1 protein-coding gene (cut by a window edge) is annotated in these 25,589 nt (G+C 64.0%); it reads left to right on the top strand.

Translation table 11 applies throughout. The features are described 5' to 3' along the window. Nucleotides 1-3 precede the first annotated feature (3 nt). Nucleotides 4-25,589 carry the 5' portion of an amidohydrolase family protein gene (locus NFL01S_RS01370; protein WP_157116132.1) on the top strand. The gene runs 36,685 nt beyond the window's last position, so the window shows 25,586 of its 62,271 coding nt (coding positions 1-25,586); it begins with the start codon at nucleotides 4-6; its stop codon lies off the right edge, out of view.

Raw genomic sequence — 25,589 nt, 5'->3', positions numbered from 1 at the left:
CCGGTGGCAGCGGATCTGGGGTGGCTCTGGGCAGTCGTCGTCGGTGGTTCCTGGCCGGAGGCCGATGCCGACGAGATCTGGAGTATCGCCGACGAGCTCCAGGTGGAGATCGATAACGGCGAATACGACGCCGAGGCACTGGAGTGGGCACGGCAATCGGTGCTGGGCTATATGGAGGGGGAGGGCGCGGAGGTACTCGAACAGCATATTCGGGATCTTCGTTTCATCGGGCAGGATATCTCGGACAGCGCCCAGGCCCTGGTGGATTACATCGGCTTGTTCGGCAATCAGGTGTTCAGCACAAAAATGGGCCAGATCATGACCCTGATCTGGACCGCCGGTGAGGTTGCTGTCGCGGCGTTTCTCGGTCCCGCCGGGGTGCCTCTGAAGTGGGCTGCCATCGCACGCGGTCGTGCGGCTTGTCAGGCGCTCGGTGCGGGACTGCGAAAAGCGATCGGATGGCTCGGTCACGGTCTGGCAAAGGCACCTGTGCTCTCTCGTTTTCCGAAGGCACCGATCTATGAAGCCATTGCCGTGGGCTTCACGTATGAAATGATCCAGGAAGCATTTCAAGAGCTCTTTCAGGGAACCTTCGAAGAACTGTTGATCCAGTGGACTTTGATGCTCAAAGGTCGTCAGGACGATGTCGACTGGGCACCGATTATCGCGAACCTATGGCCGTCCGCTGCCGGCGGTGCGGCGGGCGGCTGGGGCGGGCATTACCTGCATCGGGTGATGAGCCGGTCGCCATGGCTGGCGCATGTGCTGCCGCTGGACAACAGGTGGGCGTCGATGACCCGCGGGGGGCTCCAGGGCGCCGGTGCGGGTATCGTGGGGGCTTTGTTCGGTGGCTTGGCGGCCGGGCAATTCAGCTGGCTGTCCTTGACGAGCGGGGCGCTTATGGGCGCACCGTCGAGTATGGTCTACGGATACCACGGCGCATCGGAATTCGCTGGTATGCCCGTGCAGGACCAGCAGCGCTTCCACGATCTGAATACGTGGATGAGCAAGGAAGAGGCGAAAGCACGCGCGGATTATGCCGTCCGCCGAATGCACACTGATATCGACGACAAACTTGTCCAGTCGGGCGAACGGGTTGCGGCTCATCAGGCCGTGGACGAGGCGGTCGCGCAGATCGTTCAGCAGGCTACCTTCCAGAACGAGCCTGCGGACGGAGGTGCGGCTACCAAGGAGGTGAACGAGCATGTCCGGCTGATGCAGATGAAGAACCTCGCGGCCAATGTCGCGGACCGGTTCGATCAGGGTGCGTCACTTGCGGGGGTATCGGCCGAGCCGGACGTGAATATCGCTGAAGTGCGGGCAAAAGCCGATGAGGTGGCCGGCCGGCTCTTTCAGCAGGTAGACGAACAGTTCACAGGTTCCGAATCCGAGCGCGCAAAGGCGCGTCAGTTGCTGGCGGAGATGTTGCTCGGGGTCGACGGCTCCGACCCGACCGGCCGGTCGCTGACCGAGGTGCAACGTCTGCAGCGGCTGGAGCAACTGGAGGAAGCGGTACGGGCCTGGATTTCGCCGGACGACGCGGCGGGGGCCGACGGGAAGGAAGGATCCGGAACGTCCGGTGCGGAGCGGGCCGAGACCCCTGCCGCGGCCGGTGTATCCAGCGGCGGCATCGTTTCCCGAGTAGTCGGCGACGGATTCTTCGGCGCCGAAGACGACGTCACCCGCGTAGTCGACGAGGTGATGGCACTGGTTCCGGTCCCCGATCGCCCTGCGACGCTCACGCCGGCGCAGCAGCAGGAGTGGCGGGCCTATCAGGCCCGTACGCAGCGAACCCGGGAGGCGGTCACGGCGGCGATCACCGATGCGGTACGCCGGACGGGAGCGAACGCGCGGTTGATCGCCATGGCCACAGCAGACGGGGGGCTACAGGTCCGGGTAGTGGACGCCGTGCCGGATCTGAAGTTGCGTGCTGCCGAGCTGACAGGTCGTGTTCGGAGCACTACCGGATCGGTACCGGCTGCCGCCGCTGCCGGACTCCCCGGGATCGACCTTCCATCGGCCGGTATGTCGATGGCTTCACCGGGAGGCAGCGGGAGCTCAGCGCAGAGTGCGTACGGTCGCCGGATCGACGCGGTCGAGCAGTACTCCGACAGCTGGGAGACCGGGTGGAACACAGAGGGCCAGAGCGAAGTCCGTTTCATGGTCGGCCTGAAGCCACCGAATGTCATCCGGTCGACGGCTGGGAAAGCGGCATCCGCGGATAGCGCCGGGTCGGCACATGGCGGTTGGGCCGGTGTCGCTGGTCCAAACGTGGGTTTCGCCCAGCGATCCGGTGGCTCGGTGGATACCATTCTCGATGATGACAGATTCGCCCGCGCTGCTCCGATAGGGGAGGATGCTGTCGCGACGGTATCGGTTGCGTCGGTGCTGCAGGGCGAAACTGCTTCCGGTTCAGATCGATTCGCAACGGATCTGCGCGACCACCTGCACTCCTGGTTGAAAAAGCGAAGTATGCCATGGCTCGTCGAAGCGATGCAGGCTGCGGGACCAGATGGCCCGTCGAGTGGTCACTCTCCGGACAAGGATGTTCAGCTGACGCCGATGGGCGGCGACAACGGGATCTACGAGCTGTCGGGTCCTGGCGATCTCGAGCTGATTTCCGATGGACATGCAATCGTCGACCCATACCTCGGTGTCGAACTAGACCTCGGTGACGATGAGGTGGACCACGGCACTGGTCTGACCGCTTTCGGTGCGACCATCGACGGTGGCGATGCCGATGCAGGTATCGAGATGGCGCTGCGCGCGCTGGATCTGCTGATTTCGGACTGGCCGCAGAGTCGGGCCGAGGCCGCGCGGGATGCCGTCCGCGAGGCGCTCGACGAGGCTGTGGCACGAGCGGGGGATCGCCGCGCCCGGCTGGAAGCCGACGTTCTCACCGATCGCGCGTCGGGACAGCAGCGACTGCGGGTCCAGCTTTTCGATCTCGGTGACCGGCTGCCCGACGACGTTCTGGACCGATCGGATCACAGTGATCTGTTCGGTCCCGCAGTGCGCCACCATGCCATGGGTCTCCAGGCGGACGCCGATATCGCGGACAGTTCGGATTTCGGCTGGAAGAACCGGTTCCGATTCGAGGTCCCGTTACTTCCGGGGCAGCCGGCCGCGATGTCCACCCTTCCCGATATCGGCCCCCGGCTCCGGCGCGCATTGGCGAATCTTCGCCCGGTCCCGAGCGGAGCGGGGGCCGCTGGTGGATCGGACGAGGACGAGGAACGTTTCACCGAGGAAGCCGCCGCACAGTGGAAGAAGACACTCGACCAGAAACCGTTCGGCGAACTGGTGGAACTGGCGCGGACGGCGCTGACCACACAGGGTCTGCCGGCAGCGACCGTGCAGGAGCTGACCGCGGCATTGGCCGACTACGACAGGCAGCATGCGGAAGTGGTCGAGTGGGCGGCGGATCAGATCGTGGAGCGCTGGGACAACGCGACGCGATCGAACTCATCCGGCGTGGATGGCCTCCGGATCGGGCGCTGGGGCAGGGTCGTCGACGGGGTCGTGAAGGTCGTGGTGCCCGCGGGAACCGATGATTCGGTCCTCGACGAACAGACTCGCCGGGAGCTGCGAGACGCGGGCGTTCAGGTCGAATACCACCAGGTGATGATCGATGCCTCCGGACGGCCGAGACATCAGCAGTCGCAGACTTCCCGACGAGTCCACACCGATCCGGCGAGCACGACATTGCGTCAGGAATACGCCCTGCGCACCCTCTTGGACATTTTGCGTTCCCGGCCCGAGCCGGAGCCGGGTTCGGATGACGAGACCGCCGGCGTCGCGGAACATCAGCTGGACGAGCGCACCGGGGATGTCGCGCGTAGCCGGTCGATAGAGATCCTGACTGCTCTCCATCTGCGTAATCCGGACGACATCGCCGACGCCGTAGCCGATCACACCATTCACATGTCGGCGCAGATGAAATCATTGGTCGCCGGCAAGCGGGAGCGTGAAGCTCACCGAATTCGGGCGGAAGCCCTGCTGGCGTCCGACGAAGTCGTGGGTTCGGACCCACCCGCCGCCTTCTCTCGCCTGGCCATCCTCGAAGAAGCTCGCGATACCCTCGAATCGCGATTCGGCGCCCGCGTTGCCGACAGCGATTCGGCGCGGAGCGGCATTTCCGCCCCCGTGGAAACCAGTCGTAGCCCTGCCGCCGGAGCTACCCCGTCCGCGGTGGACGAGCCACATTCGGCGAAACCGCTTCCGGATCGCGGCTTCTTCGTACAGTTCGGCGTGCCATCTTGGGAGCGGATCGATTCCGAACCGGCGGTGCCGGTCGAGCCCTCATTGGCGGATGTGTTGCGGGGTCTGGTGCCGGACCTGGAAGCGTTGTCGCCGGCGGAGCTGCGGACGGCGGCGTATCGGGTTGCCGGCCGAGCGGATCTTCCCGAATCGACGTGGGGCCCGATTGTGGCGGTGCTCGCGGATGCGGGAGTAGTGCCGTCGAATGCTCCCTTGTTCGGACCGAGCGATGCCCAGGATATGGCCCGCCGCCTAATCGCCGGGTTGGATGCGTTCCTCGATCACCCGGCTCGGCTGATGAATCGCAACCCCACAGAGTTGACGCTCGACGAGCCGCTGGCGGATGCACGCAGTGTGGTGGCGGCGTCGGGTCCGGCTGGGCGGGGGACAGGGGACAGGGGACTTCAGCTCCTACAGCAGGTGTTGAGCGAGCACAGTGACTTGGTGCGTGCCGCCGCCCGCGTGGAACGGAAACGGCTGGGCGGAGTCGAGTTCGGTAAATGGGGGGCGTTGCTTCCCGGCCGGATGGTGTGGGTGATGCCCGAGGGTCTCACAGATCCCGAGGTAGACGTGGCGGGGAGGACTGTCGAACCGGTTGTCCTGCCCGAGGGCAGCCCGGTGGAGTTGGGATATCTGCGGGTCCGGGTCGATGGCGCCGGCCGTTCGGTGACCGAGCGGCGGGGAGCGTCCGGGGAATGGACCTCGGTGGACGAGCCCCCCCATCCGGTGGCCGCGGACGATGTGCGCAGCGGGGACCTGTGGACAGCCGCGGAAGCGTTGACCGTGCAGAACATCGCTGCGATTCCCGCTTCGCGGGTACGCGAAACGGCCGCCGCCGTACTTGCCCTGTTCGAAGCCGCCGCATCGGTGAATCGTTACGATGAGCGACTTGCAGAGAACGCCAGGACTCTCGAGCGGTTGTTGCGCCGTGGTGGTGCGCCGGCCTCGGCAGGGACGGTGCCCTCGCTCGCGGAACTCGCTGCCTTCGACACCACCGGGTCGACGCTTTCACCCGAGGACCGCGCCACTTTCCGCACCGCGAGGCAGCTGCGGGAAACTTTGCTGACGGGCCGTGCCGATGCGTGGAACAAGTGGCAGGAGCAGGCCGGCGGGCTGATAGCCGAGCTGCCGGACTCGGGCGACCCGGAAACGACGCCACTGCCGGGGAAGCAGGAACAGTTGCGGGCGATCAACGAGCTGGCGGTCGCCGCGGCCGCGGCCGAAGTCCGGGAAACCGAGAACGCGCTGCGGCAGCAGGCGGATTCCCACCCCGACGCCGCACAGGGCGCGGGACTGAACGCGCTCATCGATCGTGAGCTCGCCAAGATCGACACAGCCGCCACCGGCCTGCTCGAGCGGGCGAAACAACGCACACTGTTCGCATCCGAACTTTTCGGCGTCGAGAACGACGCTGGAGAACAGCAGTGCACGTTCGTGGCGGACGGGCCGAATCAAGTGGGGTTGGTGTCGGCGACCGGCGTTCCGCACCTCGTAATGATTGCCGACCGCAGCCAGTCGCCGGACACGGTGCGTGATCGACTGGCTACTGCGCTCGCGAACAATCCTGACGCGTTCGCCGGCCTGGGCGAGAACACCGAGGTGGAGTTCTGGCTGGTCGACGATCACGGCACAGCCCTGCGTCGGACAGGTAGCCTTCGTTCCACCATCGATGGCACGACGATCGAAGTGCCAGAGACCGGGTGGAGGCAGCCCGAGCCTGAACCCGAGCCCACCGATCCGCGATCTCTTGCGCAGAATCTCCTCGAGGTGCTGGACAGGATCGAGCGTGGGCGGACGAAGGACGTGGACTCGGGTTCCGAGCGCCCTGCATATGAGACAGACCCGCCGGGGCTGCTCCCTGAAGGTTGGCCCGGACGCTATACCCGGAGACTGGTAAAGGAACTAGGTGACCTGATCCTTCGGTCGCGGCCGGTTTCCTCCAGCGATTACGATGCGCTGGCAGAAATCGGGTACCGGGTGCAGGCGGCGGCTACCGCGGGAGTTCCCGTCGAGTCTCTGGCGGCAGCGGTCGACACATGTCTTCGGGCATCATTCGATGCGCCGAAAGTCGCCCCGAACTCCGAACAACTGCGGATAGCGGGTGAACTGGTCGAGGCACTTGCCGGTCTGGTCCCTGATCCGGAGCAACTTGTCACCAGCCGACTGGTGTCCGCAGCGCGGGAACAGTTGTCCGCGGACAACGTGAATTTGGACGACCCTGGTATGCAGGCGATATCCGTTCTCGTCGCCGAATACGACCGCACGCTGGAAGAGCAGCAACAGGCGGTCCGCAACGAATTCGACCGAAGTGGTGGAGTTGCGGTCGGTACCTGGGGAAGGCTTTCGGATGGGCAACTGGTGTTGTTCGCCGACACTGCCGGTGACCCCTACCTGGAACCTGCGGAATTGCAGGTGTTGCGGGAGGCGAACATCCCGGTCGAACTGCGGCGAGTCGCCGCAGACGGTGCGGTCACGGAGGCCTGGTTGTCCGACTACGGCTGGGTACCGCGCTCGGACGTCGGCTCCGCTGCGCGGGCGAATGCCGCGGAAATCCGGCGTCCGGCCGAGGCGGACGACACGCATGCAGACCGGCGTACCGCGGCCGCGGTACGGGACGCATTGGTAGCGCAAATTCTGCAGAAGGTCCCAGGGTCGCCTGCCGCCGATGTTGCTCTGACCTCTGCGGTCCAATACGTCGACGCGGCCGCCGCGGTCCTCTCCGCACCCGCAGATCTTGCTGCTTTCGACGACCGCTACGCACAGATCGACCGCGAACGGTCGAAAGTCCGCGCCGATCTCGTCGAGGCGAAAAAACAGCATGACCGGCCGACCGCGATACCGAATGTGCAGCGGCGGTGGGTCGACCCGGGCGACGAGCAACGCACCCACCTGACGAGCAAAATCAATACCTTACGCACTGATGAGGCTCGTCTCTCGGCGCAACTCGAAAACCTGGTAATGCATCGGTCATCGGTCACCGCGCACCGAGATCACTGCATCGCACTTCTCATGGAGTGCGGCCTGTTGCGCGCGGATGTTCTCGGCGAACCGACTGATTGGGATACCGGCCGCCTGCAATCGCTGCGGGCTGTGCGCGATATCGACTTCTGCGTCCGAGGTTTCAGCGATAGCGGTTCCGGCGGGCCGCAAGGCCCAGTGGGTACTTCCGAGCAGGTTGACCTCGACTGGATTGCTTACCAGGAGATCGGCGACCCGAATGCCGGAATGACGACGACCGGACTTGCTGAAGGCACAGCGGGGAGGAGCGCCGATTCTCTCGGCATCCGGCGATCGATCGCATCGCTCCGGAACAGGCTCAGCGCGTCGCGGGCTTCAGGATTCCGGGACGGTCTGTTGCGCATATTCCTCCCGCGCATCAGTGCGTCTGCGTCTGCGTCGCCAACCGAGGACGGTGTCGGGCCGGCGGAGCATGCAGCCCTGAAATTCGCCGGGACAACAGCGGCTGAGGACCTACCGGCCTGGCTGAGGTCGGAGACGGGCGCCCTGTTCGCCGGCCTGGGGCAGAGCTACGGTGTCCGGACAGACGGTGATACTGTTGCAGGCTTCTCCGCTGTGCGCTTCGAGACATCCGGTCTCGACGCGGTCACTGTCGCCGAGTTTGCCGACGGCCTGCATCACCTCTTCGCCAAGTACGGCGTCCCGGGCATCCGCGGAGTAGGGGTGATTCGCGATAGCAACGACCCCCGGGATTTCGCTGTGGTGCCGGGTCGCGCGATTGCAGTGCACGAGCGGCTGCTCGCCGACCGCGACGAACTGATGCGGGTGGTCGGCGAGTACGGGGCGTCGGTCGACCGGCCGGGCTTCTTCCTCGCGGCATTGGCATTCGGTGAAGCGTTACGCACGGCTGTGCCTCCGGAACAGAACTCGGAGTATCGACTTCTGTTCCGGGTGTTTCGCCAGAGTGATCGTGCGGGCCGGGAAAGCTTCGCCATTTGGTTGGGTCGGGAATTCGGCATGGATTCTCCGGACGATCCGATCGACACGCTGATCGACAAGCTGGCCATTCATGCCTTTGCGGCTTCAGAATCCGGCTCCGAGTTGGGTTCTATCGCAGGCGGAGAATTGCACGCACAGTTCGAGATGCGGGCGGGGGTTTACGTTCCACCAGAACTTGTAACGGACGCAGAAAATATCGCGGAGAATTCTTGGGCTGCGTCACGGCCCGCGCGGCGCGTGCTCGAGGAAATGATGGGATGGCTGGGCGACAAGCACGGTATCGAAATCCCGCGCTATCTCGGCTCGAATTTGACTGTACCGGCGCTGCGGGAACTCGTTCGTGCGTTGGACGATATGCTGACCCGATACCCGGATATCGATATCCGTGCGGTGCAGATAATGGAACCGTTCGACGACGAACCGGTATCTTTGAGTATCGAGCCGTGGGGTGGGCGCGAGGGCGGCGGTTACATCAATGCGATCACTATTTCGCCACGGCTCCTCGAAGAGCCATCGCCCAACGGCAGTATTTACCGCACGGTAGTTCAGAAATTCGGAGCCGCAGTGGACGCTTCGGCGTATTACGCGACAAGCCTTCGGGCGGAGATGGTACTCCGGGAAAACTATGTTTCGTGGCTGTCGACAACGTGGTCGGAGCCAGCGGGCGGGTTCTCCGGGTGGGCGAGTCAGATCGGCGATGTGTTCGATGATGCCGGGTTCAACGGTAAGCGTGCGGTGGAGTTCGCCTTCGAATTGGTTGATAGACTCGGCGACGGGGCACCGCAGCCGGCCAGGCTGCTGTATCGATTGCTGATGGCCGAGTCTGCGGCTGCGATACGTCTCGCGGGGTCTCCGATTTCCCGGACTGTGCCCGCCGAGTGGTTCGAGTCGCGTCCGTCGGCCCGCCTGCCGGTATTGACCGAAGGTTCCGTCCAGGAAATCTCGGATTTCCTCAGAGAAGAGCACGGTCTGCGGGTCGACTTCGAAGATCGCTGGGACCGGGGCAACGAACCACCGATCGAGGTGGAAGTCGTAAGGCAATTCGCGCAAGCCGTGCACGACGTGTTTTCCGCCCATCCGGAGATGGGGCTGGTGAAAACCGAAGTCCGGGATATGCCGCGTTATGAATACGCGGCCACCGAAACACCGCTTTCCCAAATGAAACGAGGTGAGTACGGGAGGAACTCGATCGAGTTCAGTCGACAGTGGGCTGCGCGCTTGCCGGAGTTCGAGCGAGTACTCGATGACGCTTCCAGGAACGGGTACATACACAGCGGAGATAAGCCCGTCTACCTCTGTGTTCTTCACGAACTAATGCACGTGATGGACAAGAGTGGCGCGAAGCGTGCCTCGATCGAGGCAGGACGCGTAGTGATCGAAGCGTACGTGGCGTCGAACCCGCCGGACCCGGAACTGGGCATGGTAGGGCTCTACGCCTGGCTTCACCAGATCAGTGCCCGTGGGTTCGATGCTTCTGGGGATCTGGAGGCGGCGGAGTTCGTGGCGGAAGCCGGTGTCCAAGCCGAGGCGCTCGGCCCGATAACAGTTCCCGGTGCGGAAATGCACGATCTACTGGTCGAGGCACTCGACAGACAGCGGAGAAAAGAACGGCGCCGTCCTCCGCCGTCGGAATCCGGATACCAGGTACCCGAGGAGGAATTACGCGCCGCCGGGCAGGGCGACCCGTCGGCGGAAGGCACCGAAGTACCCGACCAAGTGCTTATGCGACTGGCCGAACGCCGCCACGAACTGGGGGACAATGGATCCACCGGGATATCCGGACATGTCGGGATGAGTTCCGCGGATGGCGCACCGCGTCTCATTGTGCTCGGAGTGGACGGCGAATCCGAGGCCGATCTCGCAGCTCGGGCGTTGCAGGCCATCGAAGATTCGGGCGAGGTGTTCGGCCGCCGAGATCGAGACCCGGTTGATTATCCTGTCGATTTCGAATGGATATCGCCGTATACCGGTGCGGTGACTCGTCGTCACGGTGTGGTCCGAACCTCTGCTCGGGAAGTACTGGTGGAAACACCAAATGGTACAGTACATGCCGCTGACGGTGAACGTCTCGCGAGTGGCCGGGCGGAGGCGACCTCGGACCAGGTCTCGCGAACAGACGACGCGGCCACCATGCCCGACTCTCCCGTGACTGATCAGACCGAACCGATTGTCGTGGAACCGGAGCAGCATCTGGCCGATCTTCTGGACCGAGCCGGCCTGGATCCAGCGGACCTCACAAATAGCCGGGTGGCTCGCGCGAAGCTCTTGCGGATGTTCTGCAACACGGAGTTGAGACTGGTCGCAAGCTGGTTGGGAGTTCCACCGGCGCTGGTCGATCGAAGTTTGCTCGAGTTCGAACTGCACCGGATCGCGTTGCGCGCACAAGGTGAGCAGGCATCCCGGCCTCGAGGGACCGGCGTACCGGACGACCGGGTGTTGCGGGAACAGTTCGAACGGGTTCTGGCGCTGGCGGCCGCGGTAGATATTGCGGAGGAGGCCGCGGGCCTCGTCGGCCCGGATTTCCGTGGGCCGCAGCCGGTGACCGACGGCACCGACGGTTATGTGTTGTACCGCAGCGGGGAGCCGCGAAATGGGTGTGTGCCCAGGACGCTGGCCGGTCTGGGGCTGCCGGTCGACCTGAGTTCCGCGCACCGGCCGGAAGGAACTGACCCCGTTGAAGCAGTGTGGGCTTCAGGCGGACTTTCCATGCGGTTCGACGAGTTGGCTGATATCAGAGAAAAGATGCGCGAGCTCGCCGGAGACGGCGTCGGAGTGGTCGGGCGAGCGGTGATCTTCACCGAACACCAGAAACCGTTCGATCCGATCCATTCCTCAGTGCGGGTCCACGCGTTCCAGCTTAAAGCCTTACGCGATAAGCAAGGCGGTCCGGTGCGCTTCGAGATCGATGATCCGAATCCGGTACCGGCTGGCAGTAACATGGTTCAGGCGTATTATGGCGTGTTCTACCGGGGCGCTGATCGTATGCCGATCCACGTTGTGGACATCGACGCCGATGAGCCGGGGAAGGCCGCGTGGCGCCGGGATCCGGAAACCGGACGATTGCTGAATCCCGATCGGCTGGGCGATGTGCCAGAGTTCGATATCGGTGCGACTGCGGCAGGTGGCAATCCAGGACAGGCCGGACAGAATCGCCGTTCGAATGCCCTTCACGTGACGGAGTTGTCGGGGGAACACAACCTCGCCGCGTTTTACTCCGCGGAACTGGGGGAAGTGCGACCCGACAGTTCGGTAGGCGCGGAATCACAGGAATCTCGCCCGCGCCATAGGAAAAGCGGTCAGTCCCGCGGCTACTCTAGTTCAGTCGAGCATGGGTTGTATGGAGCGAGCTACTCGAACGGCTATGGCGGCCGCGCTACCGGGCCGGACTTCCAGGGTATTTCCGGCAACGTCCAGGGCGGTGTTCTGCACTACCGGATCGCTACGGGACCTGCCACACCCCGTGGTGGGGTGATGTTCGAAGCGATGGTTGCCGAGTTCGGCGATGTGATCCAAGGTATCGAGGACACTTGGTCCGATGATTTCGGTGGGTCGCAACTCGAGACATTCAACGCGAGGTTGCGTAGCGCCGAACCCATTACCAGAGCAGTTATCACAGAAGCTCTGTGGGATTCTTTCACCGGTAAGATGGCCGAGCGGCTACTCCAATTCGATCGTGTTGTGCTTGATGAGGTTCAGTCGGAAATCGGGCCAGCTGGTGACTACACGAAGGTTGTCGTTCGGTTCTGGAATTCTCAGAATCCGCCGGAGGATTCAGGTGACGAGAATCGGTGGGCGGACAAGTATGTCGATGCTCTGGGCGTTCCAGGCGGCGCTGGACTCAGTGAATCAGGGGCTTCCGCGTACCAGCGAGCGCCAGCGGACGCGGAGGGAGCCCGGCCTCCTGCCACCGAGACGACTGCCATGCCCGCTCTGGGGATAGGGCAATCGGACCGTACTTCGGCTCAGGCGGCTGCCCTGCAAGTGGAGTGTGTGGTCAACCCGCTTCTGGACTTGATCGGATTCGGCCTTGGACCGCAGTTGGTCTCGGACCTGCTGAATCCGGCTACACGTCCGGGTGCGCAGCGATGGTTGGCGACCCGGCTCATCGAGGGGCTACCTGTATCCGATCGCGTCGCGACGCTTCGGATCATGGGCTTGTATCGGCAGTTGCCCGGCATCCTCGACTGGTACGACAGAACAAGCAATCGGGTTGGGGGCGTGTCGGATCCGGCAGTCGGAGTTTATGTTGTGCCGTCGGTCGAGGAAGGTGCACGGGTGGCGGATTCACCGGTGGTTAAACATCCGAATCCGAAACACGAGGAGCAGATTGATGCGTTTGCCGCACTGGTGGATGCGTTGGAAGTGTTGGCAGAGCGGCGCCGGGATATGCCGGTCTGGACCGACTACTGGAACCGGTTGACATCGGTTGAGCCGAGCGATCGGGCGGGTATCCGCAAGCATCTGGACGGTATGGCTCGCAATCTGCTGCAGGTCGATCCGCTAGGTCTTCTGGTCATGGCCACCCAGCGTCTCGAGGAGTCAGGCTTCTGGGAGTCAATGGACGCTGGCAAGAACCGGGCCGCGGTGACGCCGCGGGGCGCGACGGAAGACACCGAAATACCATCCGATCCTTCATCAACTCTGACCGCGACTGACTCCGCGGTGACGGTCGCTGAGGGATCCGGCGGTGAGCCGGGACAGGTGATTGCGGCGCCGGGCACAGTCGGTTCGCGATCGTCTATGCCGCGTCTCGGTGGGTTTGTCGGAAGGGCTCGGGTTCCTGCACATCTGCGGGCGGACGAAACTGCGGATAATGGCGGCTCGGCTTCAGACTCGCGAATCCGATCTGGAGTGGCAGGCCGTGAACCGGCCTCGATTCCGTTGGCCGAGGTCCGCGCGACCCTATGGTCCGCCCGCAACCGGGGTGACCACCATTATGTGGTGGCGTTGGGGGCGTTGGAATCGGACGAAGCCCGGTTCATGGTCGAGGCGCGATTGGACGGGAAAACCCACGCCGAGATCACCGCGGAGCTCACGGGGCAGTTCGATGGCTCGTGGGACGAAGTGACGGTGGCAGAGGCCGTCCGGAGTTACCTCCGGCATATGTACGAGTACCTGCAAGTGCTGGCCATGGCTGAGGGGAGTGGTCGACAAGCCTCTGATATTGCCGCGGAGGGATCCGATCCGGCCGAGTTGTCGGAACAGGGGACGGCGATGCGGTCTGCCGACGTGCTGGGCCCCGAACTGGACGCAATGCGTGCCGAGGCGGAACGTGCGCGCTGGGAGATTTCGAACCGGCTCGGGTTCGGTCTCGAAAACGATGACTTGCGGATTGATCCGGAGTATGTGGCCGAGTGGAGGGCCAATGTGCGGCGGTACACCCGGGAGTTGGAAGCGGAGACGGCCGATGCCGCTCGGGCCGAGCGGCTTCAGCGGTGGATCAGCGAGAACCAGGGGTTGATAGCCGACGTCGAGCGATACCGCCTGATGATGACCAGGGTGCGGGCCGCAGATATCTTGGTGACGGAGTTGCTCGAGGCCGGCGCTGAGCTGGATCGAGCCCGCCTCGCCTACACAGAGTCTCGGGGTGAAGCGCGTGATGTGTCCGGCAGTTTGGACAGCGAGTTCATCGAACAGCTCTCCGCCGAGGTAGAAGCGGCGTATACCGAGCTACCTTCGAACCCGGATCACTTGCCCACTGATGACCGACAGTCTCGGCCTGCTCGGAGCGAGCATCTCACCGCCGCCCGGAGCCTGATCGGTCAACAGCAAAAGTATGACGACCTGGTCCGCCGAATCGGGGAACTCGCCGACCTGAAACGTACCGGTAACGAGGAAGAGCTCGATCGTGTCCTGGCCACAATCCTGGCCGAAAAGCATTCGGTGTCACCGGCGTCGGACGCGCACGCGAAGGAGGAGCCGTTCGCGCCCACGACCGGCTCGTTGTCCGGAATCTCCCCGCATACGGTTCCGTCGCTGGTCCCGGACGCTGATCGGAGTTTGCCCGAGGGTTCCACCGTGCCCTCGAACAAGACGACCCAAGCCCTGACCCGACTCGGCTATCGGATCGATCCTCCACCGCAAAGCGGTCTCCGCAAGGCGGCGTTTGTCGTCGAAGACCGGCCATTCGGTCTTTACGAGCCGGGCGGCGCCACCGCAGACGGGGTTGTGCGGCGTCTGCGAAAACTGGGTGAGCAGTCCTTGTCCGAGCGGAGTCGACCAACCCGGATCGTTGTGAACCTCGCAAACACACCGGTGCATTCGGACGCGATACGTAGTGCGTTGCAGGACAAGCCGGTAAGCGGCCTCGAAGAAATCCTGATCGTGGACAAGGCGGGGGGTGTGACACAGATATGGCTCCCGGATATCGGGGTAGATGTCGAGCCCAGTGGGTCTGTGACCGTCGAGTCATCTGTGTCCAGCATGTCGGAGACGGATTCGGCATCTGCACCGGCCCCTGCTGGTGGTGGGGAACTGGATGGGATGATGCCCGGGTCCGAGGTCTCTGGGATGGGCTCTGCGCGAGGGCCTTTTGTGGGACGTGCTCGAGTGTTGTATGAGATGGGCCGGGGATCGGGGATCCGAGGTCCGGTCGGCGGGGCGTCGGATGGGAGCGGGATTGTCGATGGAAGTGCGGTCGCGACCGGGACGAATCCGCCTGTCGAGGAGTTGACGGGTTCGGATTGCGGTTGGCGGATGCTTTTGGTGACGCAGATGCAGACGCCGGAGCATTTCGCCGTGGATTCTTCTCGTCCGGTGAGCAGTGGGGACGGTGCACCCGAGTTACGTGGTGTCGATTATGCGATGCGTCGCGGTGCGATGTGGTCGCGAGATATTCGGTATGGTCCTGGCGGCCTGGTCGAGTCGTGTTATTCCCTCCCGCCGGGTTGGCGTATGGAAATCGTGTTCGATTATGCCCGGAAGAACCGGGAGGATGTGTGGCAAGTCGGTTCCCACGCATTCGGTGGTCGTCGGTCCGTGAACGGCAGTGAACTCATATTGTTGGATCTGACGAAGATTTCGGACGAGGATATAGCCCGGATGGAGGCGGGCGAGGCGGTCGACCTGAGTTACGCGGAATCTCGTTACGCGTTCAGTGAGGTAGCTCGATACTGTAAGGATCTTGCCGATTACGAATCCGGTAAGTTGAGTGTGAAGCCTGAACTGCCTGAATGGGCGAATATTTGGGCAGGTGATGCGTCCGGGATAAAGGTGATACGCCGTGACGCCGAGGGCCGGCCCGAAACTTCCCTCAACGAGGCCTTTTTGGAGGGTGAGGCGGATTCTCGTGATTACGGTCCGATCAGTGCCTATGGGCCGAACTATAGGATCGAAGGAATCGGCTCCGAATTCGGTCCGGGCGATTCCGATGGGCCCCACTCGGAGGGTTCTTCGGGGCCCGGGGAGCCCGATGGCGAACGGTTGCTGGGCCGGGATGGTGAGAGGAGTGAGGTCGTCGAGGCCGGCACGGTGGAGCAGCGGTTGTTTGCCGCATTGACCGATGACCTAGCTGCCGTGGACGCGCTACGTTCGAGTCTCGAGAACGACGCCGTCGAGTACGTCAGGCTGAAGTCGGATTCCGGCGCCACTGGCGTGCCATTTGATCAGGACAACCGTCTAGAGCAGGCGTACAGAACGTATCTGGTGGCTGTGGAGACCGCACATCGGATCGAGCAGCGATTGCGGGACCTGCACCAGGCGGGTGTATCTGCGCTGGCTCCGGCGGCAGTGGTGGATGAACTGCTCACTCCGTTGGTCACCCGTGATAATGATTTCTTCGCGGCGGTGTCGGGCGGAACGGATGTCGATGCGCTCACCGAGAATATCGTCACCGGTGCTGCGCGCTCGATCGCGGATGCCGGGCAGGAACCGATGGCGCAGTCCCCGGCGATCGAATATGCCGCCGATGCCTTGGTCGCGGGCCTGGAAGCGAGACATCTCGAGCAGCAGCGGGCCTACCTGCAAGGTCGTGGGAATGATCCCGACGGTAGGCAATCACCTGTATCGGATACCGAACGGGCATACGGCGCGGCAAAGTGGGAGCGCGGCGGATGGTATGCCAAGGCGTTGTGGGCCGGACAGTCCGCCGGGTGGGATCTGCTCGACACGAGGGAAAATGTGCGGTCCGGCGCGTTCGCGAGTGACCTCAGAAGGGACGGCCGCCGATTGCGCGAACGCGAGGCTTTCGACGCGTTGATGAGTAGCGTCGACCTTCCGGTAACCACGGATTCCGATCGAGAAACGGAGGAGACGACCAACGAGCAGCCCCGAAATGCGGCGGCCATTGCAGATCTCGAAAACGCCGTTTTCCGACTCGAGTTGGCCGAGGTGGAGCTGGCCCGGCTTGCCGCACGGGTAGAAGCATTGCGCAATCCCACCCGGACACTGCGGCCCGTGCTGCCCGACGCCCCTGCCGATCGCCAGGAGACCCGCCGCCGTGCACTGGAGCTGCTGTCCGAATTGGGGATCGCCGACGACGACCCGGCTGGTCTCGCAGCGCGGTGGCTGACGCTGAAATCTGAGGAGCGGTGGTCGCTGGTAGAGGGTGTGCCGGAGGTGGTCGCGGCAGCCGAGGGAGTACCGGCCCGGTGGCGTCACCGGGCATTCGCCCAGCTGATCGCGACGGGGACCAGCGACGTGCCGGGTTCAGCGGAGTCCGACCACCGGAGTGGTGCGCAACAGGTGCCGCAATCGTCGCCGCACTCGCTCGCGACACCTCTGGAAAATGCCGCGCGCATGGTAGCCGGGCTACCGGGACAGCCGTCGATCCACGTGGTCTCGCTGGGTGACAGTCTCGTCGTCGCGGTGGGTGATATCGACACCGCCGACCTCATCGAGATGCACACGTTCGCTGATACGGACAACCAGCCGCTGGAACTTCGGCTGGTGGATGCCATCGACGGATACGAAGCCGCGAAACGGGCCGACCCGGGGCAGGCCGTGGCCTCACTGATGCGAATCGGACCGATGACGGGCGAGGCTATTGCCGCCGATCTCGAGGGGTTGTTGCAGTCCCTGATACACATCGGTCAACTGTTCCCCATGCGTGCGCCCGAAATCCGGATCGTGGGTCACCCAGCGGTTGGCGCGGAGGTGGCAGAAGCTGCGTCGGACACCGCCGACTTGCGTCGGCTCATCAGACGTGGCTTCGCGATCGAATGGGTCGATCACCTCCCGGTGGACCGGGCCGCCTGGCCCGAGTACGACGCATCCAGTGCGTCACTGGACGATGCCGCGCTGGACCAGGCGCTGGAAGGTGACCAGCCCGACTGCGAGGCCGCCGTCGCGGCGGATATCGACCGATGGCAAGCGACCGGCAGCAGCTACCGAGGCGATCGGGACCTGCCGCCTACAACGGCCGGCCGAGAATCCGAGGTCATCGCCTCCGAACACGATTCGGCGCTGGACATTATTTGCCGGCAGTTGAAGGATATGGGCCGCGGTGCGCGTGCTTCCATCGTAGAGGAATACCCGGTATCGAACGATGAAGCCCCGTACCGGCACCCCTATATGCTGATTTATGAGGGTACGGACGATTCGGGTGCCGACCGCTTCGTCAGGCGTGACTGGCTCCGGGAAGACCCCGTCCAACGCCCGGTCTCGGCATCACCGAACCATGAGCTGATCGACCGTCCCTACACCATCGGGCAGCAGAATCCCGGCGTCGGAAGAACTTTCGCAACGCTGTATCCCGCTGACGGTGATGTTGAGGACGGCGACTCGGTGACAGTCGGCGATGACGGCACAGGTCTCCCTGACCCGGGCCGGGTCGAAGACATGATCGTGTCGCATATGCAGGCATCACCGCCGAATATCGGGGACGCCGCGGATATCGTGCGCGGGCTGAACTATCTGGATCTCGACTATTTCGAGTATCGGATTCGTGAATTGGGCTTGGGCGGGATCTGGGACGAAGTCTGCGCAGCCGCCGATATCACGCCGGGCGAATTGGTTACGAGAGTCGCGAACTACCAGGCCGATTCACTGCTGCAGATTGTTGTCACGGCGATTTCTCGCCTGTTCCCGGACACGCAGGACGAAACTCTTGCCAACATGGAACTGAGCGAGGACCGGTACCTCGGTGGCGAGGTATTCGGTCCCGATTCGGACCTTGTCGAATGGGACGACGATGCCACGCCGCGCGATGATGTCGCTCTTGGTGAGGTCCGTGCGCAGGCAGCGAACACAACTGTATGGGCGGACTGGGGGAATGCTGTCCGGCCGGGCTGGTTCGGTATCGCGCCGGGTATCGACGGGGTTCGGATCCAGGTCTTCCGAACTGGTGACGGCGGTCTGGTGGTCCATCACTACCATCAAGTACCGGATGGGACCGCGATCACCGATTTGAGCGTCGAACAGGCGGTGCGCGACTATGCTCTCACCTCTTTGGATGATGCTCTGTCGTCCATTCGGTGGGGTCGTGCGATGCCGGCGATCCGGGTCGACGACACGGAAACCTTCGAAGCGGTTCTGAACGCCGTTGGGCCCGATCCGATCCGTTTGGAAACTTCTGATCCGGACGTGGTTTCGGCCGCGCGGGAACGGACCTTACCGGACAACGTGACCTTGTTCTTCGAGATCAGGTACGACCTATTTGAGCCCGAGAAGACACTCGCAACTGTTATTGCCGATGACACGGGCCCCATCAAATTCCTTATCTGGGTGCCGGCGAGAGTGGGGCCGGAGGCCAGCCGCGATGGCATATTCGGGCTCGCTCGAAACAACGAGGGCGTAGAAGTTGTCTGTGGTCCGGTCGACGGGCGCGAGCTGTTGTACGAGGCGATGGCCCGGGGTGCATCGGGCATCTGGAGCAGAACGGCGGAGCAGGCCGGCCGAGCTCTCGCCGGACTTCGCGAATCGGGCACCGGGGGAAGGGACAGCGGACACTCGTCCGATCCGAGCGCCGGACCGGGCCGGTCAAGTCTCGCAATTCCCACCGAGAACCAGCTGCGGTCCGCGCGTCTGATAATTACGAAACTCGAAGAGATCTTCGCTTTCGATCCGAGCGATCCGGTGACGATGGCACGGCGACGTGCTGAAGCACTGCGCATTGTGTTCGACGCTGTGGCGGAGGTGCGTTCGGACCGTCCGGAAGTCGGCGCGGGCCTGCTGCACCCCGATCTGCTGGGTTTCATGATCGAGGAGGGCGTTCCGGCAGATCAGCGCAGCGCGGCGGTTCGGACCGCGGTCACCTTTATCGCGACCCAGGGCAATTCGCGCGGCGCGGCGGTAGCACGCACTGTAGAAAACCTACTGTCCCGCATGGCCGCCGACGGAGACCAGGTACGTGCGTTTACCTGCGATCCGCTCGCGCTCGGAATCGACACCGAGAACGAACCTGCCGATCCGCACACCATCCAGTTCGTTGCCGGCGACCTCGACTCGGGTACAAATCATGTGGAGATCGTCCTACCGCAGGACACCTCGTGGGAGACGGTCGAGGAGACGGCGCTGACGTTGCCGCTGCTGCACCGGGAACTCGAGGAACGTCTCGGTTCCGACCAGGTCGTGGTCACGTTGCACGCGCCGTTGCCCGCTGCTCTCCGGCCGAGCTGGTACCCGAGTGCCACTGCGTCGCCGGCGGGCAGGTCGTTGCAACACGGAAAGCGCCTCGCGGGCCGCCGCGGTGTTCGAGACGGTTTGCTTTTCGAACCACAAACGACATTAGTTCTCCTCGGTGAGGAGGCCACGTATCTGCCTGCGCTGGATTCTTCCGGCGCGCTCGACGGGATGGCCCGAGTTGTCGTGTCCGACGGTGCGCCGCAACCGGAGGAGGTGTCCGCAGGCCTCGATACGAACACACTGCCGCCTGGCGGGTTGATGTCGCGGGCTGTTCGTGAGGTGCTGACCAGCCATATCGCAGCGACATCGGATGGTTCCAACACACCCTCACTGCCGGCGGTCACCGGCTCCGAGGCTAGAGCCCCGATCGTGCCCGCCGCCGCTTCGGTACCTTCCACGGATGGTGCCGACGAACAGGACGAAAATGCCCCCGTGGCGCAGGCGTGGCGGGCGCGGTTGCTGGGGCGCGATTCGTCGGAGGAGTTCGAAAAGTGCGCTGCTCGGACGCAGGTTATTCGGCGGTTTCATCTTCGCGCGGCGGCTGCTCGGGCTCCGGAGGGTTCGGAGCTGCGTGCGGAGTTGGAACGCCGGGCGGCTCTGCCTTCGGGTACGGCGGGGCCTGGTGGTGCGTGGGGTGTGCACTACGCGCGGCAGGGACAGTCTGATTGGGATCCGGCTGTATATCCGAATTTGAAGGCTGCTGCCGCGGGGTTATATGGGCATCCCAATGCGTGGTTCGAGATTGCGATCGAGTCGGTCCGTAATGAGACGCTGGGTGATGCCGATGCGCATATCGTCATCGTGCGCAATGTTGTAGGCGCCGACGGTCAAGAGCGCCTGAGGCTGTTCGATCCGACGGATCCTCGGATTACCGAGGAAATAATGGCCGAAATTCACGAGGGGACGCGCGACCCGTCGGAATTTGAGATCGATCTCAAGGATTATCCGACACTTCCCGGCGAGAATTGGGTGACTGTCGTTTCGCATACCGAGGACGGTCTGCCGGTGTACAGGTTGGCCGAGGGACAGGACCCGGAGTTGTTCCGGGGCCCGTTGAACCGGCCCGCGGGACGTCGGGATATGCCGATGGATCCGCCAGACAGGTCGGATACGCACGGTGTGCCGCGGCGGGATGGCGCTTCGGTTGCCGAGGAGCAGGATGGTGACGGCACCGCGCAGGATGTTGCAGTTGAGCTACCGGTACGCGGACCGAGTCCGGCGCCGGGTATCGAAGCCGAAGTTCAGCGGGTGTCCGGAGAACTGTGTCTCAGGTATCCGGAGGTCGTGGTCGAGGGCATTCGTTTCGTACGCTCCGGATGGCGAACCGTGGACGACCGGCCCGGGTGGATCACGATCGAAATCGATGATCTGACCGACATCGATTCGGTGCAGCGGGTTGTCGAATCAGCATTCGGAGTCATCCGGGCAGAACTAGGTGAACCCAGCGCGACTGCCCGGCCGGGCCCGATGTTCGAGCTCGGACCCGATCAACGGGAATCCATCTTGCCGCTGTTGCGCGCGCAAGTGGCCGAACTCGAGCTTCCCAGCAGTGCTTCGCTGGCCATCGACATGGTGGCGAGTGCCGTGCAGGAAGCACAAACACCGTCTTTCACGTCCGAGGTGAAGGTGGACGACGATGGATGGCGGCTGACCGCAACAGTAACCGATGCTCCGGAGGGCAACTCACTGACGGTGGAGATCGCCGAGGCAGCGAACTCCGGTATCCGTTCCCATGCCCAGGTACGCAGCCAGGCGGGTAACACGGTTTGGCAGAGTGTCGCGGAGAATTGCGCGAAACTGCTGGCGGTGGAAGTGAATGCCGGGTTGGAAAGCCCGGGGCTGCGGGCGCTGAATCTGCTGCTGAACCGCTCGGTGGACGAAGACTCACTGATTGTGCTGTCGAACACGGTGTCCGGATCGCTACCGATGTTTGTGCAAATCAAGACCGGCAGCGTTGGGAAGCCGGCGGGCCAGCGGCTGGATCTGGGGACGATGTGGGATCTGATGGATTTGGGGGTGCCATTCAGTCAGAAGCCGCTGGGTACGGACGGAACTGGGAGGGGAGGTCCATATGGCTATGCGGTCACTGTCGATTGCGAGGCAGGCCCACACTCACTGCGGACGGTCGCCGACCCTGCGGCGTCGGCGCCGAGCGTTCCTGCCGCCCCTTCGGCCCCTGCCATGGATGGCGCTGACGAGCAGGCCCCGGGATCCGACGGTTCCGGGGAAGCATCGGGCGCCAACATCCCCGGCGATGAGCCCGGTGATGATAGTGCCCCTCATCCGGACGATTCGGGCAGGGGAACTTCCCGGCGTGCCGGCGACCCCGAGAGCGGCGATCCTCCGTCGGCCATCAGTGACAAGCCACAGGGCCGGCCCGTGACCTTCGCGAAATTGGCGGAGACGATCACCAATGCGTATGCGATGGCGGAAGGGATTTCGGATGCGAAAGGCAAGATTCCCAAGAAGGAGCGCGAGAAGAACCCGGTACTCCGGGCTTTCGACGGTGCGGAACGAGAAGCGTGGGAGCGCGCCCGTGGGGCGCTGGAGCAGCAGCAGAAAGCGGTGGTTGATGCCGCGCTTCAGGGACGGCTGAGCATCCCGGATCCCCTTCTCGCCTCAGCGGCCCAGCGTTATGCGGTAGCTCTTACTCCTGGGCGCCCCCCCGAGGTGCTCGGCAGGTACGGGACAGCGCTGTGGGATGCCGCCGAATCGGAGAACGTTTCCCGGCTGCGTGCGGTCATCGATGAACTCGAGAACCAGGCCATCCATCAACCGAGTGCAAGCAAGGAGCGCGCGTTCACCGGGCATATCGTCGAATTCGCGCGGCGCAGGTTCCTCGATCGTCAGTCACCGGCCGCCATTGCGGTCGATATGGGCCTGTCGATGAAGGCAGTAGAACTGCTGGAACAGCAGGCGATTCAGAGAGTGTCGGGTCTGCTGCCGGTGGACCTGCGCGGCGATAGGCCGAAACGAGGCAGGTGGCCGGATAAGATTCCCTATGAGATTTTCGAGGAGGCACTCGACCTCACGATATCGAGGTTCTACAAAGCTGCCCTGGACCAGTTCGGTGACGAGCTGGACGAGCTGCTCGCCCAGAAGGGCTTCACAGCGGAGGACAGGCGGCGTGTTCACGCCGAACTTGCCGACTTCCTGAACAAGCAGGTGCGCCACGCTCTGCACAGCCACGGCACACAGAATGTGCGGTTTGTCACCAACAGTCTCGACGGTACTCGAGTGCGACTCGAATTCGTCGACAGCGAAACCGGTTTCATCTGGAACGAGCTGAAAGTCGGCACCGGCGAGGACGGTGAGCCGACGTTCGAGCACACGAGGTTGCGACGCAACAGGTCGGAGGGTTCCGCGCGGCCCCAGGGCCGTGACGGTATGAAGGTCTCGGCTACGCCGGCAGCGGAACCCGATGACGACGCAGCGACCGCTGCAGCATCGGAACGCGCGGACAACGTCGTCGTTACCGAGACAGAGCGCTCGGGTGATGAGCGCACCGGGTTCGCTGGCGACCAGCCGACCCCCCGGGGTGAACCGGCCTCTGAGCAGGAGGCTGTGGACGTTGCGGACGCTAGCGATGCACCGAGCGTGTTGCCTCTGGCGGCCGCCAGAGGCAACTTCGGGGCCGATGTGCAGGCATTGCTCACGAGCTTTGTGTTATCGGTTGCGGATGGAGACCGCGGCAAGGTCGGCGTGGTGGTGCTTGAGCATGAGGGATACCGCCGCGGGCCGTGGTGGGCGGTAACGGTTGAGCACGATGGTGTGGCCGAGAACGTGGTGTACCTCGGGTTCTTGGGCTGGTTCGAGATCGACTGGTCGGGTTGGTTGCGTGACTCGGCCCGGCGGGATCGGCTGGATGCGCATTGGAAAGCGCTGACGGGCGGTCCGGTCGGCGCCGGGCCGAAGCATCCGGCGCTGGAACGTCTGAAATCCCTGCTCGACAACGGTCAGCGGGTCCGGACGCGGGTCGCAAGCGAATGGCTTGGGAACAAGAGTCGGCTCATCGTAGCGAATATCGTTGAGCCGCACTCCTTCGGCCCGCAGACGGAGCGGTTCGACCTTCGGCTACCTTCGTCCGACCCCTCCCACACCGATCCGACGCATTCCGACAGCCCGGCGAACGATCGAAGCGGCGCGGATGGCGAACATTCGGTGCCGATGGATCAACCGGGCACCACCGACCCTGAAGACCCCCACTCCACAAGCCCTGACGACGGTCGTATCAATCCTTGGTCGCCGCTGTACTACGACGGCGAGGGCGAACTCAACAGGCAGTTGCCCGACGCCGCTCGCCGTTCGGGCGGTGGCCGGTCCGGTGACGGCCATGGCCGTGATACCGCGGCGAGTGCACGGGTCGATCGCGTGATGCGGCGGGCGGCCCAAGAGTTGGGCAAACAGGAGGCGAAACGCTCTCGGCTGCAGCAGCAGATGGAGGCGGAAGCGCGTCGCCTCGGTATCGAGGAAGGGCTGGGGCCGGACGAGGTCGATGCGACGCTGGCCCGGCACCTGCCAGCGGACAGGGAGGGAGCCGAGCGTTTCCTTGAGCTCCAGGAACTCGCCGCCTATTACCAGCGTGCGGTGCTCGCATCCCATCATTATCGTCGGCGCACCGAGCATTTCACCACCTTGTCTACCCGGTTGCGGGATGTGCCGTCGGTGCCGGAGCATCTGCTGGCGGAGTACCTGGGTGATACCGACGACCTCGGGGGAGTGGTCGGTGACAGCGAGGACGCGGCGAAGGAGCTGCGGGAAGCCGTCGCCACTTTGGAACTGTGGATAGATCCGGAGGTGCTGACGGTCGGGCCGATCGATATGGAGGCGCTGGCCGAACACGCGTCGCGGCCGTTCACCGATGAGGAGCGCGAGGCGTTGGCTCCTGTCGTGGTGCAGGCGCAGCAAACCTCCGCGAGGATGGCCGAGCTGGAACGCGAGCTGACCGAACCATCCAAGGATGCCGGTGGGCCCAGCGATGCCCGTGAACCGGACAATCCGACCGAAACACCGGACACCAAGCCGCAGGCCGGCCCGGGCCTCGGCAGCCTGTGGGCTTTGGGCTCGACCGCTTTCGATCGAAATGCGAGCTTTCGGGCGCGGCTGGAGAGTGCGTTGAGGCCGTTGGTGGATTGGCCGGTGGGAGATCGCCCGGAGAGGCTGGCTGGGCTTGCGGACGGTGTGGACGAGCTGTCCACTGAGCAGTTGCTCGACTTCGCACGCCAGGCGATGCTGACGGAGGGGCTGACGCGGTACCAGTGGTCGCCGATCGCTGATGTGCTGGCCGACTACGAGGCCGAGGTCGAGCGGTTGCGGCCTGCGTTCGAGCTTGCGGTGGCAGCGACTGGGGACGACCCGGAGCTGCTGGCCGGCTTCGACCAGCTGTTGACACGCGTGCGCGGACTTATGGGTGCTTCGGTGTCCCCGAGAGGGTGGGAGTTTGCCGCCGATGCGCTCGATGCGTGGGAGATGCTGATGGAGGGCGCAGGTGCGTCGCCTGCGGACGCTGAGGTCGGTACGCCGAGCGATGGGTTCGGGTCCGGGCCGGAGCCGCCGGAGCCGGACGGCGATCTCGACTGGGCCACCCGGATGTCAGCCGCATTGCAGGGATTCATCGACCTCCCGGAGCATCCGACGACGTCGGAACTGCTGAAGGCAGCGCGCCGGGTGATGCGCTGGCCCGGCCTGGTTAAAGAGCAGCGGTGGGAGCCGGTCGCTGCGTTGCTCGTCGAGCACGAAAACAGCGTGGGCACCGGCGAGGAAGACGGGGGGGTGGCCGCCGGTTCGGCGGATACGAATGGCGGCCCGCC

It is taken from the genome of Nocardia flavorosea NBRC 108225, assembly GCF_001613385.1.
Classification (GTDB): Bacteria; Actinomycetota; Actinomycetes; order Mycobacteriales; family Mycobacteriaceae; genus Nocardia; species Nocardia flavorosea.
This window is presented reverse-complemented; position numbering and strand designations above follow the sequence as displayed.